At 66.3% G+C, this 15,045-nt stretch carries 15 protein-coding genes and 1 pseudogene; 8 read left to right on the forward strand and 8 right to left on the reverse strand.

All coding sequences use genetic code 11. The features are described 5' to 3' along the window. Window positions 1–4: 4 nt before the first annotated feature. Window positions 5–394 (reverse strand): PLD nuclease N-terminal domain-containing protein, encoded by a 390-nt coding sequence (locus tag AB4Y79_RS00570; protein WP_441857731.1) that lies wholly within the window; start codon window positions 392–394, stop codon window positions 5–7. A gap of 61 nt (window positions 395–455) precedes the next feature. Here AB4Y79_RS00570 and AB4Y79_RS00575 point away from each other — a divergent pair, with 61 nt between their 5' ends. Then, on the forward strand, window positions 456–764 hold the full coding sequence (locus AB4Y79_RS00575) for a DUF4229 domain-containing protein (RefSeq protein WP_441857734.1): 309 nt from the start codon (window positions 456–458) through the stop codon (window positions 762–764). Here AB4Y79_RS00575 and AB4Y79_RS00580 read toward each other — a convergent pair. The 4 genes from AB4Y79_RS00580 to AB4Y79_RS00595 form a co-directional block, all read right to left on the reverse strand. Next, window positions 761–1,642: a 1,4-dihydroxy-2-naphthoate polyprenyltransferase gene (locus tag AB4Y79_RS00580; protein WP_441857737.1), complete on the reverse strand. Its 882-nt coding sequence runs from the start codon at window positions 1,640–1,642 to the stop codon at window positions 761–763. The genes AB4Y79_RS00575 and AB4Y79_RS00580 overlap by 4 nt on opposite strands. A 75-nt stretch (window positions 1,643–1,717) precedes the next feature. Then, on the reverse strand, window positions 1,718–2,956 hold the full coding sequence (locus AB4Y79_RS00585; protein WP_441857739.1) for an AMP-binding protein: 1,239 nt from the start codon (window positions 2,954–2,956) through the stop codon (window positions 1,718–1,720). Window positions 2,957–2,969: 13 nt separating this feature from the next. Further along, complete coding sequence (locus tag AB4Y79_RS00590; protein ID WP_441857741.1) at window positions 2,970–3,923, reverse strand: 1,4-dihydroxy-2-naphthoyl-CoA synthase; 954 nt, start codon at window positions 3,921–3,923, stop codon at window positions 2,970–2,972. Window positions 3,924–3,945: 22 nt separating this feature from the next. Continuing rightward, complete coding sequence (locus AB4Y79_RS00595) at window positions 3,946–4,386, reverse strand: VOC family protein (RefSeq protein ID WP_441857744.1); 441 nt, start codon at window positions 4,384–4,386, stop codon at window positions 3,946–3,948. 163 nt (window positions 4,387–4,549) lie between these two features. On the opposite strand from AB4Y79_RS00595, the gene AB4Y79_RS00600 reads away from it, so the two are divergent. Genes AB4Y79_RS00600 through AB4Y79_RS00615 form a run of 4 tightly spaced genes read left to right on the forward strand, consistent with a single transcriptional unit; the run spans window position 4,550 to window position 9,473 of the window. Then, window positions 4,550–5,827 carry an ABC transporter substrate-binding protein gene (locus tag AB4Y79_RS00600; RefSeq protein WP_441857746.1) on the forward strand — a complete coding sequence of 426 codons (1,278 nt, stop codon included), beginning with the start codon at window positions 4,550–4,552 and terminating at the stop codon, window positions 5,825–5,827. A gap of 4 nt (window positions 5,828–5,831) precedes the next feature. Then, window positions 5,832–6,773, forward strand: coding sequence for a carbohydrate ABC transporter permease (locus tag AB4Y79_RS00605; RefSeq protein ID WP_441857749.1), 942 nt, complete (start codon window positions 5,832–5,834; stop codon window positions 6,771–6,773). A 3-nt stretch (window positions 6,774–6,776) separates the two neighbouring features. After that, window positions 6,777–7,709, forward strand: a complete 933-nt coding sequence (locus AB4Y79_RS00610) for a carbohydrate ABC transporter permease (protein WP_441857751.1) — start codon at window positions 6,777–6,779, stop codon at window positions 7,707–7,709. A gap of 39 nt (window positions 7,710–7,748) precedes the next feature. Next, window positions 7,749–9,473, forward strand: coding sequence for a hypothetical protein (locus tag AB4Y79_RS00615; protein ID WP_441857753.1), 1,725 nt, complete (start codon window positions 7,749–7,751; stop codon window positions 9,471–9,473). 10 nt (window positions 9,474–9,483) lie between these two features. On the opposite strand, the gene AB4Y79_RS00620 is transcribed toward AB4Y79_RS00615, so the two are convergent. Beyond that, window positions 9,484–10,245, reverse strand: coding sequence for a CPBP family intramembrane glutamic endopeptidase (locus AB4Y79_RS00620; RefSeq protein WP_441857755.1), 762 nt, complete (start codon window positions 10,243–10,245; stop codon window positions 9,484–9,486). Window positions 10,246–10,451: 206 nt separating this feature from the next. On the opposite strand from AB4Y79_RS00620, the gene AB4Y79_RS00625 reads away from it, so the two are divergent. Beyond that, a complete protein-coding gene (locus AB4Y79_RS00625) occupies window positions 10,452–11,912 on the forward strand; it encodes an amino acid permease (RefSeq protein WP_441857757.1) in 1,461 nt (486 codons plus the stop codon). A 100-nt stretch (window positions 11,913–12,012) separates the two neighbouring features. On the opposite strand, the pseudogene AB4Y79_RS00630 reads toward AB4Y79_RS00625, so the two are convergent. Continuing rightward, window positions 12,013–12,748 (reverse strand): annotated as a pseudogene (locus tag AB4Y79_RS00630) (dienelactone hydrolase family protein). 99 nt (window positions 12,749–12,847) lie between these two features. Between AB4Y79_RS00630 and AB4Y79_RS00635 the strand changes: the two are divergent. After that, on the forward strand, window positions 12,848–13,918 hold the full coding sequence (locus tag AB4Y79_RS00635) for a DNA polymerase IV (protein ID WP_441857759.1): 1,071 nt from the start codon (window positions 12,848–12,850) through the stop codon (window positions 13,916–13,918). Window positions 13,919–14,004: 86 nt separating this feature from the next. Here AB4Y79_RS00635 and AB4Y79_RS00640 read toward each other — a convergent pair whose 3' ends face one another. After that, entirely contained in the window at window positions 14,005–14,181 is a 177-nt protein-coding gene (locus AB4Y79_RS00640; RefSeq protein WP_308929933.1) for a CsbD family protein, read from the reverse strand. A 100-nt stretch (window positions 14,182–14,281) separates the two neighbouring features. Between AB4Y79_RS00640 and AB4Y79_RS00645 the strand changes: the two genes are divergently transcribed. Continuing rightward, window positions 14,282–14,956, forward strand: a complete 675-nt coding sequence (locus tag AB4Y79_RS00645; RefSeq protein WP_441857763.1) for a pentapeptide repeat-containing protein — start codon at window positions 14,282–14,284, stop codon at window positions 14,954–14,956. The last annotated feature ends 89 nt before the right edge of the window (window positions 14,957–15,045 follow it).

Consider the following 15,045-nt stretch of genomic DNA (forward strand, 5'->3'; position numbering starts at 1 on the left):
GGCCCTATTTCAGTCCGTCGGCATCGTGTTCGTCGGTGCCACGTCGGGGTTTCCGTTCGCCGTCCTTGGCCTTGGCGTCCAGTTCGTCCTTGAGCTTCTTGAGCCGTTCAGCCTCAGCCTGGTTGCGGCGGCGGGCCTCCAGGTTGCGGAGGAAGTCCGGGTCGTCGTCCGGGGCGGTGGGGTGGGGGTAGCTTGGCCGGGGCTGCGCGGTGCCGCGCGGCCTGCCGATCAGCAGCCACAGGATGGCGCCCAGGACGGGCAGGATGACCTGGACGATAATCCACGCCGGTTTCGAAATACCCCTGGTGAGGCGGCCTTCGGTACGGATCACGTCCACCAGGCCATACACAAAGATGACGAGGACTGCGACGGCCAAAGCCACACGGAAGAGCATGCCATTAAGTCTATCGTCAGGACGCGCAGGGGCCGCGGGGGGAGGCGGCTAAACTTGAATAGTGGCCTTTTTGAAATATTCCCTGATCCGGCTGGCGATCTTCCTGCCCCTGTTCGTCCTGTTCGCATTCCTGCAGGTCGGGGTGCTGATGTCCGTGATCTGCGCCGCGCTGATCGCCTTCGCCATCAGCTACCTGTTCTTCCAGAAGCAGCGGGACGCTGCCACCGCAGCCCTCCAGCACCGCTTTTCCGGTAAAGCCAAGCCGCTGCGCTCGGCGGGGGAGATCCAGGATGCGAACGCGGAGGACGCCCTGCTCGACGCCAACCCGGACATCACCATCAACAACGCCAAGGGCAACAAGAACGCCTAGAACCCGTGGCTGAGGATCAGGCCCAGTGAGAACAACACGCTGTAGCCGAGGTTGATCAGCCCGGTCTGCTTCAGGACCGGGATCAGGCTCTTGCGCTTGCGCCCGTTGATCATCAGCCAGGCCGGCATCAGGCACGCCGGAATGAGCAGCAGCACGATCAGGATCCATGGCCGGCCCGGCGCCAGGATCACCACCAGCAGGATGGCAACGGCCAGCATCAGGACGTAGCTTTCGCGCGCATGCTTGTCGCCCAGCCGCACGGCGAGGGTCTTCTTTCCGGCCTGCATGTCCGTGGGGATGTCCCTGACGTTGTTGGCCATCAGCAGCGCAGTGGCGATCAGTCCGGTGCCGATCGCGCCGATGACTGCCGGCAGGTTGATGTGCCCGGCCTGGGTGTAGGTGGTTCCCAAGGTGGCCACGAGGCCGAAGAATACGAACACGAAGAGATCGCCCAGGCCCATGTAGCCGTAGGGGTTCTTGCCACCCGTGTAGCCCCAGGCGGCCATGACGCAGCCCAGCCCCACCAGGATCAGCCACCACGCCTGGGTCAGGACCACCAGGACCAGGCCGAACAGCATGGCCAGGGCAAACGTGCCGAACGCGGCCCACTTCACGTGTTCGGGCTTGGCCGCTCCGGAGCCGACCAGCCGCAACGGCCCCACCCGGTCGTCGTCGGTCCCGCGGATGCCGTCCGAGTAGTCGTTCGCGAAGTTCACGCCCACCTGCAGCAGGAGCGCCACCAGCGCAGCGAGGATTGCATTGGGCAGCAGGAACGAGTCCATTTCGTAGGCGGCGGCGGTGCCGATCAGCACCGGCGCGATCGCTGCCGGCAGTGTCCGGAGTCGGGCGCCTTGGATCCATTGGGCGGCTGTGGCCACGGTTAGTACCTCGTGTTGTTTCGATAAGACGGCAGGATGGAACGGGCGCACCCGCCGCGGTGGTGCAGGTCCACTCTACTTTCCCCGGTGCAGGGCGCTGAGTTCCGCGGTCATGGCGAGCCGGTCGGGTTTGCCGTTCGGCAGCATCCGCAGCCCGGACGCGGTGAGGACGGTCTTGGGCGCCAGGACCCCCAGTTCCTGCTGCCACTGCTGCTGGAGTACGACGGCGGGGTGCCCGGCTTCCTGCCCGGCGCCGGCCTGCCCCGGGCCGGCCTGCCCCGGGCCGGCCTGGCCGGAGTTGCCGTCCCCGGCCAGGGCCACGTAGGCGGCCACGGCCTGCCCCCATTCCGCGGAAGGAACGCCGGCCACGAAAGCCGAGGAGACGGCGTCGGACTTTTCCAACTGCTCCTGCACGTGCGCGGCGGAAACCTTGATGCCGCCGGTGATGATGACGTCGTCGGCCCGGCCCAGCACGGTGAGGCGGCCGTCGTCGTCAATGGAGCCGAGGTCGCTGGTGCGGTACCAGCGCACGCCGTCCTCTTCGAAGAACGTCCCGGTTTCTTCATCCGGCGCCTCGATGTAGCCGGCGGCCACCGTGTCCCCGCCCAGCAGGATCCGGCCGTCCGCGGCCACCCGCACCGAGACGCCTTCCAGGGGGTAGCCGTCGTAGATGCAGCCGCCGGAGGTTTCGGCGGAACCGTAAGTGGTGACGACGCGGACGCCGGCGTCACGGGCAGCTGCCAGCAGGGACTGCGGCGCCGGGGCGCCGCCCAGCAGGATGGCGTTGAAGCGGCGGAGCACGGCGAGGGTTTCCGGCGCCGGGTCATCCAGGAGCCGCTGGAGCTGGGTGGGGACCAGGGAGGTGAAGCGGATCTTGTCCGTCAGTTCCAGCGCGGCTGCGGTGAAGGCCTCCGGCGTGAAGCCGCCGGACATGTCCATCACCCAGGGCCGGGTGCCGGCGAACAGTGACCGGACCAGCACCTGGATCCCGGCAACGAACTGCACGGGCAGCGCCAGCAGCCACTGCCCCTCGCCCTTGAGGCGCAGCGCCGTGGCCATTGAGGATGCTGCCAGGGACTCCACGGTCAGCAGCGTTGCCTTGGGGGTGCCGGTGGATCCGGAGGTGCGGACCACGGCCACGGCGTCATCGCACCCGGGGGTTTCAACGTGCCCCACCACCAGGGCGCCGTCTGCCCCGACGGAGAGTTCGACGGCGGGGCCCTCGCCGTGGAGGGCGGCGGCCAGGGCTTTCAGGGCGGGCTCGATATTGAGGGGGCCGCCGGTGCCGGGGGCCGGTGTTTCTTCGCTGTTCATTGCCGTTCCTCCCTTAGAAGTAGTGCGGGAAGCGTGACCAGTCGGGGTCGCGTTTTTGCAGGAAGGCTTCCTTTCCTTCCACAGCTTCGTCGGTCATGTACGCCAGCCGGGTGGCCTCGCCGGCAAACACCTGCTGGCCTGCCAGGCCGTCGTCGGCCAGGTTGAAGGCGAATTTGAGCATGCGGATGGCCTGCGGCGACTGCCGGGCGATGTCCGCCGCGTATTCCAGCGCCACCTCCTCCAGGCGTTCGTGGTCCACGGCCTCGTTCACGGCGCCCATCCGGACCATGTCCTCAGCGGAATATTCGCGGGCCAGGAAGAAGATCTCCCGGGCGGTCTTTTGGCCCACCTGCCGGGCCAGCAGGGCGGAGCCGTAGCCGGCGTCGAAGCTTCCCACCGTGGCGTCCGTCTGCTTGAATTTTCCGTGCTGCCGGGATGCGATGGTGAGGTCGCTGACCACATGCAGCGAGTGGCCGCCGCCGGCTGCCCAGCCGTTGACGACGGCGATGACCACCTTGGGCATGGTGCGCATGAGCCGCTGGACTTCCAGGATGTGCAGGCGTCCGGCGCGGGCGGGGTCGATGGTTTCCTGGGTCTCGCCGTCGGCGTACCGGTAGCCGTCCCTGCCGCGGATCCTCTGGTCGCCGCCGGAGCAGAAGGAGTGGCCGCCATCCTTGGGGGAGGGGCCGTTGCCGGTCAGCAGGACGGTGGCAACGTCCGGTGTCATCCGGGCGTGGTCCAGGGCGCGGTAGAGCTCATCCACGGTGCCCGGCCGGAACGCGTTGCGGACCTCGGGCCGGTTGAACGCGATGCGGACCGTGGGCAGGTCACGCACCCAGCCGCCGTCGGAATCCCGCTCCACCTGGCGGTGGTACGTCATGTCCTGGAAGTCCTCGAAGCCGGAAACCACCCGCCAGCGCGTGGGATCGAAGACGTCGGACACCGGGGAGGGGATCTGGTTGCTCACCGTCCAAGTCTAGTAATCGGCTTCAGCTGATGCAGAACTCGTTGCCTTCGGGGTCCGCCATGGTGTGCCAGGAGTGTGGCCCTTGCCCCGCCGTCCAGAGGAAGGAGGCGCCGCGCGCCTCGAGTTCGCGACGCACCTCGTCCTTGTCCCGGCCGTCCAGCCGGACGTCCCAGTGCACGCGGTTTTTCACGGTCTTCTCCTCGGGTGCGGTCTGGAACAATATGCGCCGGGCTGGGGCTTTGGCGTCAATTTCCTCGGGCGGCCGGATGGCGGCACCGTCCTTCCACACCAGGTTTCCGCGGTGCGTCATGGTCTGCTCCTCGGTGGCATGGCCCTGCTCGATCATGGAGCGGATGAAGCCGGCATCCTGCGGTTCCACCGCCCACTGCAGGGTTTCGGCCCACCAGTCGGCGAGTTCATGCGGGTTTGATGAGTCGACCACGATTTGGATATTCAGTCCCATCCGTCCACGGTAAGGGCGGCTGCGGAGTTGGGGAAGGGGGTGCCGTTAACGAGTGGTCCGCTCCTGCAGCCTTGGAAAGTATTCTTGACAATATGTCATGACATACGTCACAGTTTCTAGCGGAAAGGGTTTTCCCCGCTATCGCGAGAGACAGGACAGAGCATTGTCAGAGACGACAAGAACCTCGAGCATTACCCGCCGCCAGTTTGGTCTGACGGCGTTCGGACTCTCGGCCCTGGCTGCAGGCCTCACTGCCTGCAGCGGAGGAGGGGGAGGCGGCTCCTCGGACGGCGGTGCCAAGACCCTGCAGCTTATCCTGTCCGGCGACACCAACCAGGGCGGAGCGTTCGCTGCCGCCGCCAAGAAGTACAAGGAAGCCACCGGGATCACCATCGAGGTTGTCGATGTCCCCACCGCGGACATCACCACCAAGCTGAAGAACGCCGCCACCGCCAACGACCTCCCGGCGCTGGCCCGCGTCACCGCAATCGACCCGCTGTGGGCCAACCAGCTCCAGGACCTCACGGACATCGCCAAGTCACACAACATCGATCCCAACTTCCTCCAGGAATCACCGGACGGCATCATCCCCGCCATCCCCTCGGACCTCACCGCCGTGGGCCTGTTCATCAACAAGAGCCTGTTCGCCAAGGCCGGCGTCGCCTTCCCCGCGTCGATCGACACCACCTGGACCTGGGATGAGTTCATCGCAGCCGTGAACCAGGTCCGTGAGAAGGCAGGCGCCAAATACGGTGTGGTGATGGACCGCTCCGGCCACCGGCTGCGCGCCATGATGTACGAATTCGGCAGCACCGCCTTTGCCAAGGAAAACGGCAAGTACGCCGGCGACAGCAAAGCCGTGGAAACGCTGGACTACTTCAAGAAGATCAACGACGACCAGACCATGCCCAAGTCCGTCTGGCTCAGCGGCGAGGACGGCAACGCCATGTTCAAGAGCGGCCAGGTGGCCGCCTACTACTCCGGCAGCTGGCAGGTGGCGGACTTCAACAAGAACATCAAGGACTTCGAGTGGCTGTCCGTGCCGCTGCCCAAGAAGGAAGTCAACGCCACCAACCTCGGCGGCGGCTTCATGGTGGCCTTCAAGGACACCGGCGCAGATGATGAAGCCAAGAAGTTCATCGACTGGTTCTACAACGACGCCAACTACACCGAATTCGCCAAGATGGGCGGCTACCTGCCGGTGAAGGACCTTAAGGTGGACTACCCGTTCCAGCAGGCATCGTTCGAGCTGTACCAGAAGCAGATCGCCGGCAACCAGGCCAAGGGGGACAACGCCATCAAGCGCGTGGTCATCGAGGCGTACGCCGAAACCCCGTTCTCCGGCGACCCGCTCCGGGAGGAGACCGTCAAAATGCTCTCCGGCAGCCAGGACGCCAAGACCACGGTGGACAACATCGTGAAGCTCTACAACGGCGCCTGATCCCGTGGCACAACCAACCATCACTCCGACGGTGCCCGCAGCCCCGCAGGCCGGACCGGTCCGCAGCAAGTCGGCGCTGAAGCGCCGCAACCGCTACGTCATTGCCCCGCTGGTCCTCATCGGCGTCAACGTGGTGCTCTTCCTGGTGTTCTTCGTCTGGCCGGGGGCCCTGGGGTTGCTGTACTCCTTCACGGACTACCGCGGGATCGGCAAGCTGCACTTCATCGGACTGGCCAACTTCCAGAAGCTCTTCGCGGACGGCTCGTTCTACGCCGCGTTGGGCCGGACCTTCGTGTACACCGTCCTGTCGGTCCCGCTGGTATACGTCTGCTCCCTGGGCGTGGCCGCGCTGCTGGTCAGCAAGGCCGTCCGCGGTCGCACCGCGGCAAAGACCGTAATCTTCCTGCCGTGGCTCATTTCACCCATCGTGGTGGGCGTCATCTGGAAGTGGCTGTTCGGCCAGGACTTCGGGTTCATCAACTTCCTGATTTCCGGCCTCGGCGGCAATCCGCTGCCGTGGTCCAGCGACGGCAACCTGGCCCTCGCCGTGGTCATCTTCGCCTCGGCATGGGGCGGCACCGCCTTCAACATGCTGCTGTTCGTCGCCGCGCTGAAGAACATCCCGGAGTCCCTGCTGGAGGCCGCGGAACTGGACGGAGCCAACGCCTGGCAGCGTTTCCGGCACGTCACCCTGCCCGGCATCGCGCCGACGTCGTTCATGGTGATCCTGCTCTCCACCATCCACGCCATGAAGGAATTCGCCATGATCCAGGCCCTGACCGGCGGCGGCCCGGGAACACAAAACACCCTGATCGTGCAGTACATCTACAAGACCGGTTTCGAGCAGTCAAAGGTGGGCTACGCCAGCGCCGCCTCCATGGTGCTGATGGTGGTCCTGCTGGCCATCGCCCTCATCCAGCTGCGGTTCAACAGGAAGAAGGGCTGACCCATGGCAACAGCTGCCAACCTGCCTCCCGCGGTGGCTGTGGAGCCCGCACCGGAAACACGCAAGGCCGCCGCAACGCACCGCAAGGACGGCCGCAACCAGCCGGGAAACCGGGAGATCCGGGCCAAGGCCTCCATCCCCCTGACCCTGCTGATGTGGGTCATCGCCGCCATTTACGCGCTGCCACTGCTCTGGTTCCTGCTCAGCTCGTTCAAGCCAGGCAGCGAACTGTTCAGCTACCCCTTGTCCATGATTCCCCGGGAATGGACCTTCCAGGGGTTCGCGGACGCATGGGAGCGGGTGGACTTTGCCCAGTACTTCCTGAACACCGCCACCGTGTCCATCACCACCACGGTGCTGACGGTCTTCTTCAGCGCCTGCACCGGATATGCGCTGGCCAAGTACAACAACAAGGGCACCAGGCTGTTCTTCGTGTGCATCCTGGCCACCACCATGCTGCCCACCGAGGTGATCCTGAACCCCACGTTCTCGGTGATCCGGGACCTGGGCCTCTACAACTCACTGGCAGGCATCATCGTGCCGTCGGTACTCACGGCCACCGGTGTGTTCATGTTCCGGCAGTTCTTCCTCACAGTGCCCGATGACCTGCTGCACTCCGCCAGGATCGACGGGGCGGGCGAGCTGGCCATCTTCTTCCGGATCATGCTCCCGTTGTCCAAGCCCATCCTGTTCACGCTGGCCATCTTCTCCTTCCAGTGGCGCTGGAACGACTACATCTGGCCCCTGATCGTTCTCAACGACCCCAAGTGGTACACCCTGCAGGTGGCGCTGCGGAGCATCGTGGGGGCGGAAAACATCGACTGGCCGGTGCTCCTGGGGGCCTCGGTGATCTCGCTCCTGCCGTTGGTCCTGGTGTTCTTCGTCTTCCAGAAATACGTGCTCAACGCGGACGTCAGCGCCGGGCTGAAGGATTAGGACGGTCCCGCCACGGCGGGCCGGTGAAAGGCAGCAACAGTGCAGACAGCAACAACAGACACAGCCTTCCTGGAACGGGTGGCGGCGGAAGCGGACCGGGAGGTCGCGGCGTTCCTGGCAACCCACGACGACGACGTCCGGGCCCTGGCGCACCGGCCCGCCATGGCCCGGCTGCTGGCCCTGGCCGCAGTGTTCACCGAGCCCGGCTCCGGTTTCCGCCGACAGGAAAGCCTTGCCGCGGCGATGCGGCGGTGCCTGGACCGGCTTGAGGTGCTGCAAGGGCCCACCGGCCTGTTCGACGGCACCAACCTGTCCTCCCCGCCGGACTCCGCGTTCACGCTGAATGACGTGTGCCTGACGGTGCGGCTGGTCCGCGGCACGGAAACCCCGGACGCCCTCCTGGCGGAGGTAGACCAGCGGCTGGAGGCCATCATCGCCAGGTCCGTTGACGCCATGGTGTCAGGCGGCGTCCACACCCCAAACCACCGCTGGGAGCTCTCGGCCGCCCTGGCGCAGATCAACGCGCTCCACCCGCGGCAGGACATCGCCGCCCGGATTGAACAATGGCTGGCCGAGGGCATCGATCAGCTCCCGGACGGCATGTACTCCGAGCGCAGCCCGCTGTACGCCACCGCCGTGACCAATCCCTCGCTGCTGACCATCGCTGACGCCACCGACCGGGCGGACCTCCTGGACCACGTCCGGCGGAACCTCGCCGCCTTCCTGCCATGGTTCAACGCCGACGGCACCGTGGAATCCGTATTCTCCCGCCGGCAGGACCAGTGGATGCAATTCGGTGCCGCCCCGTTCCTCCCCCTGTACCGCCGGCTGGCGGCCCAGGACGGCCGGGCTGATTTCGCCGCCGCGGCCGCCTGGCTGGCCCGGCTGTCCCTGCACGAACCCGCGAAGCTGCTTGCCCTCACCCGGCTGGACCCGTGGCTGGCTGTGGCACTGCCGGCCGCACCGCCGTCGGACGCCACCGCGTTGCCGGCGCCCCTCGCTCCCGCCGAGGCGGCCCTAGGGAACTGCGGCGCCTACCGGTTCCGCGCCGCAGGGTCCGTGGCTACCGTGTTCGGCGGCTGCGACCCCCTGGTCCCGGGGGTAGGCTCCGGGCTGGCCACCAACCCCACCCTCCTCCGTTTCGGGCATGGCGCGGCAGTGCTGTCCGATCTGCGGCTGCCCAGGAGCTTCTTCGACCTCGGCCCGTTCCGCAGCCAGGACACGGTCCGGCAGGGCGGTGCGCTGGTGCTCTCCGAGCAGCTGGAGGCCAACTTCTACCAGCCCCTGCCGCCGGCCAAGCAGCGCCCTGACGGCATATACGCCTTGGAGCATGAAGGCAGGTTCAGCGCCGGCATGGAATTCAGTGCCCGCGCCGCCGACGTCCACCGGCTCGGCACGGAGATCAGGATCCAGGCCGCGGACGGGCAGGTCAGCCTGGATATCGATTTCGAGGGGACGCACACGGCTTTCGCGCTCGAGCTGACCTTCCAGCCCGGCGGGGTGCTCGACGGCGTGGAGCCGGCAGGTGCGCCAGGAACCTACCAGCTGGTGTCCGGCACCGGAACGTACCGGGTGGGCGCGGACGTGATTGAGTTCGGCCCCGGGCTGCCCGCAGACCCGGACAGCCCTGCGGCCTACAACCCCGGCGAAAGCTACCGCTACCTGGGCGGAACCAACGCGGCCGCCGGCACCAAGGTCTACATCACGGGCCGGACCCGTGGCCGCCAACGGTTCACCCTCCGGGGGTACACGCAGCCGGGCTGAGTCCGCCCTCCTACGCCGGGACGTGTTGCATCTGCTCGAAAAATTCCGGCGGGATGGCGTAGACCAGGACCACGGCCAGCAGGTTCTTGGCGGCGTGGACAAAGTAGGAGAACATGACGTTCTTCCCGGTCCATACGTAGACGAACACCAGGGTGGCGCCCATGGCCAGGTAGGGGAGCAGCGCCGTCACGGTAATTGCCTGCTGTCCCACGATGTGGAGCGCCGCGAACAGCACCGCCGACAAGACACAGCAGATCCAGATGTTCACCCGCATGGCCAGCTTGCCGATCAGCAGGTGGCGGAAGATGTATTCCTCCACGAACGGTCCCACCACCACCAGCAGCGGCACCATGAGCCATGGCGGCACCTGCTGCATCAGGGCCTGTAGGCCGGCCTGGTTGGCGGATGTTTCCACCTGCCCGTTCACCGCCACCAGGATCGCGGTGAGGATCAGCATCGCGATCACGGCCGCGGGGACCATCAGCAGGGTGAACCAGGGACGGGTAGCCAGGACCTTGAGGTCGCGGACCACCACTTTCCGGGCAGCCACGAGCGCCACGATTCCCACCGAGGCATAGAACAGCAGGTTCACCGCGTAGGAGGCGGCGGCCGGGGACGGCGCGACCTGCCGCAGGAACGGGGCCACCAGATCGCCCGCTGCCGCGAAGAATCCCGCGATGGCCACATAGAGGCACAGTGCCGCCAGGTCCAGGCGCGAAAAACGGTAGAGCTGCGGCTGCGGGGCGGGGGGTACGCGGTGGGCTGTGGCCATGACTTCAGCCTATCGCCGGGGGTGCCGTGTAGTGCGCGTCACGTACCACCCCGCCCGGTCTTGTAGGATGGACAGGCCGCGTGAAGCTTCGGCAGTTCGATGATTTACGCTTACAATCGCTGGTTCCACGGCCGTAAGGTCGAATTTTGTGAGCCCGATCATACGAATTCCGGATGCGGCCAACCCCCAACCCACAAGGAACAGTTGTGCCTCAAAGTACCCCCACAGACGTTAAGAACACCGCGGCGGCAACCACCGCCGTCGACCCCTCCCTCAGTGCCGAGGGCTACAGCAAGACCCTGGGCCGGCGCCACGTCACCATGATCGCCATGGGCGGTGCCATCGGCGTGGGCCTCTTCATGGGAGCCGGCGGCCGCCTCGCCTCCACCGGCCCGGCCCTGATCTTCTCCTACGCCATCGCCGGCGTCATCGCCTACCTGCTGATGCGGGCCCTGGGCGAACTCATCATGTACCGCCAGACCTCCGGCTCACTGGTGAGCTACTCGGGCGAGATGTTCGGCCAAAAAGGCGCCTACATGTCCGGCTGGATGTACTTCATCAACTGGGGCATGACCGGCATCGCCGAACTTATCGCGATTGGCCTGTATTTCCAGTTTTTCTTCCCCAACGTCCCGGTGGAAGCCTCGGCCATCGCGGCGCTGGCGCTCCTCGTGGCAGTGAACCTGCTCAGCGTGAAGGCGTTCGGTGAGTTTGAATTCTGGGCTTCCTGCCTCAAGGTGGGCGCCATCCTGATCTTCCTGGTGGTGGGAACGTTCATGGTGGTCACCAACGCCAAGGTGGGTGACGGGCACGCCTCCGTCAGCAACCTCTTCGCAGCGGACGGCGGCATGTTCCCCAAGGGCGCCCTGGTGATGGTCCTGGTCCTGAACGCCGTGATCTTCGCCTACAACGGCATCGAACTGGTCGGCGTCACTGCCGGCGAGATGCAAAAGCCGGAACGCGAAGTGCCCAAGGCGATCCGCGCCGTCGTGCTGCGCATCGTGGTGTTCTACGTAGGGTCCGTCCTGCTGCTGGCCATGCTGCTGCCATCGGACCAGTACAAGGCCGGCACCTCGCCGTTCGTCACGGTCTTCGGCCAGATGGGCCTGGGCTGGGTGGGTGATGTGATGAACATGATCGTCATCACCGCAGCCCTTTCCTCCTGCAACTCCGGCCTGTACTCGATCGGCCGCGTCTTCCGCACCATGGCCAACAACGGGCACGCTCCGCAGTGGCTCACGAAGATGTCCAGGCGGCACGTCCCGTATGCAGCGATCCTGGCCATCGCCGCGTTCTACCTGGTGGGCATCCTGCTGAACATCTGGCTGGGCGGCTCGCATGCGTTCGACCTCGCGCTGAACACCGCCTCGATCGGCGTGATCTTCTGCTGGGGCTCGATCTTCGCCAGCCAGATCGTGCTGCGCCGCCGCAAGGGCATCACCTCCACCCTGCCCATGCCCGGTTCGCCGTGGACCAGCTGGGCCGGCCTGGTTGGCCTGCTTGCCATCACTGTGCTCATCGGCTTTGACACGATGACCAGCAAGGACGGCGAGGTGTTCTACCTGGGCCTCTGGACCCTGGGCACCATCCCGTTCTTCGCGCTGGTCCTGTGGCTGGGCTGGCAGAAGGTCAAGGACAACCAGCCCAAGAGCGAGCTCTACAGCTGACGCCGGATCTTCCTGGAACAACGTTCGACGGCGGGCCGTCCCCTTTGGTGGGGCGGCCCGCCGTCGGCGTATGCGCTGGACAGCCCTGCGGTGCCCGGGCTCAGTTTTTCAGGTAGCGGGCAAAGTGGTCTTCGATGCGCTGCCAGGCCTCAGGGGAGGACTCCGGGTCCGGGCCGACGCCCATGACCCGCATCAGGGGCCGCAGGAGTGCCGGACCCAGCTCTTCATCGTTGAGGAAAGCATGGCCGGCTGTGGCGAACTCCTTGACGCTGTGCTCGATGCCCAGCTGGTCAAGGGCCGAGTCTAGCCGGGCCGCGGCGCCCTTCAGGGACCTGTCCGCACCGCCGTAGTTGGCAACGATGGGGCAGGCCACGCAGTGCATCCACCAGGTCCTCCTGCTGTTTACCCGGGAGCCGGCCGTAGTTGACCGAGGCGGCGTCGAACCCGTCCCGGGCCACCAGCAGGGCGAACGCGCCGCCCATGCAGAAGCCAATCACCCCGGTCCTGCCGTTGCCCAGTTCCGATGCCGCGAGCCACGTGCGTGCCGTGGCGATGTCAAGGAACGGCCGGCCGGTGCGGGCCGCCATGGCGCGCATGGTTCCCACCAGGCATCGCCGCCGGCCGCCGTCGCTGAACAGGTCCAGTGCCAGGGTCAGGTACCCGGCCCGGGCCAGCCGGTCGGCATGCCGGCGGGTTTGGTCGTCGAGGCCGAACACTTCGTGGATCATGACGACCGCAGGAAACGGGCCCTGCCCAACAGGCACGGCCAGGTATCCGCGCAGGGAGGTGGATCCGCCGGCGGCGGCACTTTCGGCGCCCAGGTCTACGTAAGTCATGCCCAAGGCTAACGGCGCCGGGGCGGAGTCCCGCAGCTTCCGGTCCTGGAGCGGCCAAAAAGGTGGCCTGAGGCGGCGGCCCGGGGCAGACTGGGGCATGTGAGCGAACCGTGGGTGCTGCATGTGGACCTGGACCAGTTCATCGCGGCCGTGGAAGTCCTCCGCCGGCCCGAGCTGGCGGGCAAACCGGTGATCGTGGGCGGCCGCGGCGACCCCACAGAGCGGGCTGTGGTGTCCACGGCGTCCTACGAAGCCAGGGCGTTTGGGGTGGGGTCGGGAATGCCGCTGCGCATCGCCGCGCGGAAAGTCCCGGACGCGGTCATCCTGCCTGTGGATCACGAGGCGTATCTCAGGGAATCGGAAAAGGTCATGGCGGTGCTGCGCTCGCAGCCGGGCACCACCGTCCAGGTGTTGGGCTGGGACGAAGCGTTCGTGGGCATCGAGAGCGACATCCCCGAAGACATCGCCCGGCAGCTGCAGCAGGCAGTCCTGGCCGAGACCCGGCTGCACTGCAGCATCGGCATAGGGGACACCCTGGTCCGGGCCAAGGTGGCCACCGGGTTCGGCAAGCCCGCGGGCATCTTCCGGCTCACGGACGGCAACTGGCTCCAGGTGATGGGGGACCGGCCCACGATCGACCTGTGGGGCGTGGGGACGAAGGTGTCGCGGCGCCTCGCCACTTTGGGCATTACGACGGTTTCCGAACTCGCAGCCGCCAACCCCCATGACCTGGTTCCCGAGTTCGGTCCCAAGATGGGTCCCTGGTACGCCCAGTTGGGACGCGGTGATGGGTCGCGGGTGGTTGATGACACGCCCTGGGTGGCGCGGGGCCACAGCCGTGAAACCACTTTCCAGCGCGACCTGACGGATGCGGCGGACATCGACCACGCCGTGAGGGAGTTGGCCGCGCAGATTTTGGACGATGTCGCGGCGGAGGGGCGGCCGGTGATCGGCCTGACCCTGAAGGTGCGCTATGCCCCCTTCACCACCACCACATACGGCCGGAAGATTCCCGAAACGTCCGCCCCCGCGGAAGTACTGGCGCACGCCCTGGAGCTTGCGGCGAAGATCGAGCCCGGCCGCCCCCTCCGGTTGCTCGGGCTGCGGGCAGAAATGACCATGCCTGACGATTCCCGCCAGGGCCACACTCCCACCCGCAGCGGCTGGTGACCCCCATCGACTGCTCCGTAACTGCCGTTTTCACACGCCAAAACGGCCGATACTCAGCAATCGATGGTGAGTGGACAGCGTGGGTATCAGTCGCGCTTGAACTCGTCCTTGACGCTTTCGCCGACCTTCTTGGCATCCGCCTTGACCTGGTCCGCCTGGCCTTCAGCCTTCAGCCGGTCGTTGTCGGTGACGTTGCCCGCTGCTTCCTTGGCCTTGCCGCCAAGTTCTTCGGCTTCGTTGCTGATCTTGTCTCCGAGGCCCATGGTGCTGGCCTCCTTTCGTTTCCGTCGACCGTTACGTTTTCACCATAAACACAGCTTGCTTACTAATTCAAGGGCCGGCCGGGGCGGATAGGCTCGGGGCATGGACAAAACGCGCGGCAGGGGGCCGGCCGGTGTGGCGGCGCCCCGGATCTCCCCGGTAGAGCTGAATGACCTCGAGGACCGGCCGGACTCCGCCTTCCGGCGCGGCGACCGGCATGATGGCGCCCGGTTTACCCGCGCAGACGCGGACGGCCTTGACCTGGGCGGCTCCGTCTTTTCCGAGTGCCGCTTCGATGCCGTTTCCTTCAATGACGCGCAGCTCCGCGGCGCATCTTTCCGCGACTGCGTCCTGGCAGAGCTGTACGCGCCCGTTTTCCGCGGTGCCCGCAGCACCTGGCAGGACGTGGAGCTCCGGAATCCCCGCCTGGGCTCCGCGGAGCTCTACGAAACCGGCTGGCAGTCCGTGCGGATCGACGGCGGCAAAGTGGACTTCCTGAACCTGCGCGGCGCCAAGCTCACGGACGTGCTGATCAGGGGGTGCATCATCAACGAACTGGACCTTGGAGCCGCGGGAGCTGTGCGTGTGAAGCTGGAGGACTGCACCATTGGATCCCTGGACCTGGCCGGCGCCAAGCTGAAGGACTTTGACATCCGGGGCACGGAGTTCCGCAAGGTCAGCGGCCTGGGAAGCCTCTCCGGCCTGGTCATAGACGAGTACCAGCTGGGCCTCCTGGCGCCACTGATTGCCGCGCACCTGGGTGTCACGGTCCTCTAGCCGGGTGCGGACCGGAACCTTGCCGTGTACCATTTACAGAACGAACGGTCGGTAAGTGGACTAGTCTGCTCTGCCGGCCGCCCGATGAC

The sequence above is a fragment of the Pseudarthrobacter sp. YAF2 genome, assembly GCF_052113345.1.
Lineage (GTDB): Bacteria > Actinomycetota > Actinomycetes > Actinomycetales > Micrococcaceae > Arthrobacter.

Excerpts from the sequence above, each read along its gene's own strand:
- AB4Y79_RS00570 (WP_441857731.1), bottom strand. The coding sequence starts at position 394 with ATGCTCTTCCGTGTGGCTTTGGCCGTCGCAGTCCTCGTCATCTTTGTG.
- AB4Y79_RS00585 (WP_441857739.1), bottom strand. The coding sequence starts at position 2,956 with ATGAACAGCGAAGAAACACCGGCCCCCGGCACCGGCGGCCCCCTCAAT.
- AB4Y79_RS00595 (WP_441857744.1), bottom strand. The coding sequence starts at position 4,386 with ATGGGACTGAATATCCAAATCGTGGTCGACTCATCAAACCCGCATGAA.
- AB4Y79_RS00610 (WP_441857751.1), top strand. The coding sequence starts at position 6,777 with ATGGCAACAGCTGCCAACCTGCCTCCCGCGGTGGCTGTGGAGCCCGCA.
- AB4Y79_RS00620 (WP_441857755.1), bottom strand. The coding sequence starts at position 10,245 with ATGGCCACAGCCCACCGCGTACCCCCCGCCCCGCAGCCGCAGCTCTAC.
- AB4Y79_RS00640 (WP_308929933.1), bottom strand. The coding sequence starts at position 14,181 with ATGGGCCTCGGAGACAAGATCAGCAACGAAGCCGAAGAACTTGGCGGC.
- AB4Y79_RS00645 (WP_441857763.1), top strand. The coding sequence starts at position 14,282 with ATGGACAAAACGCGCGGCAGGGGGCCGGCCGGTGTGGCGGCGCCCCGG.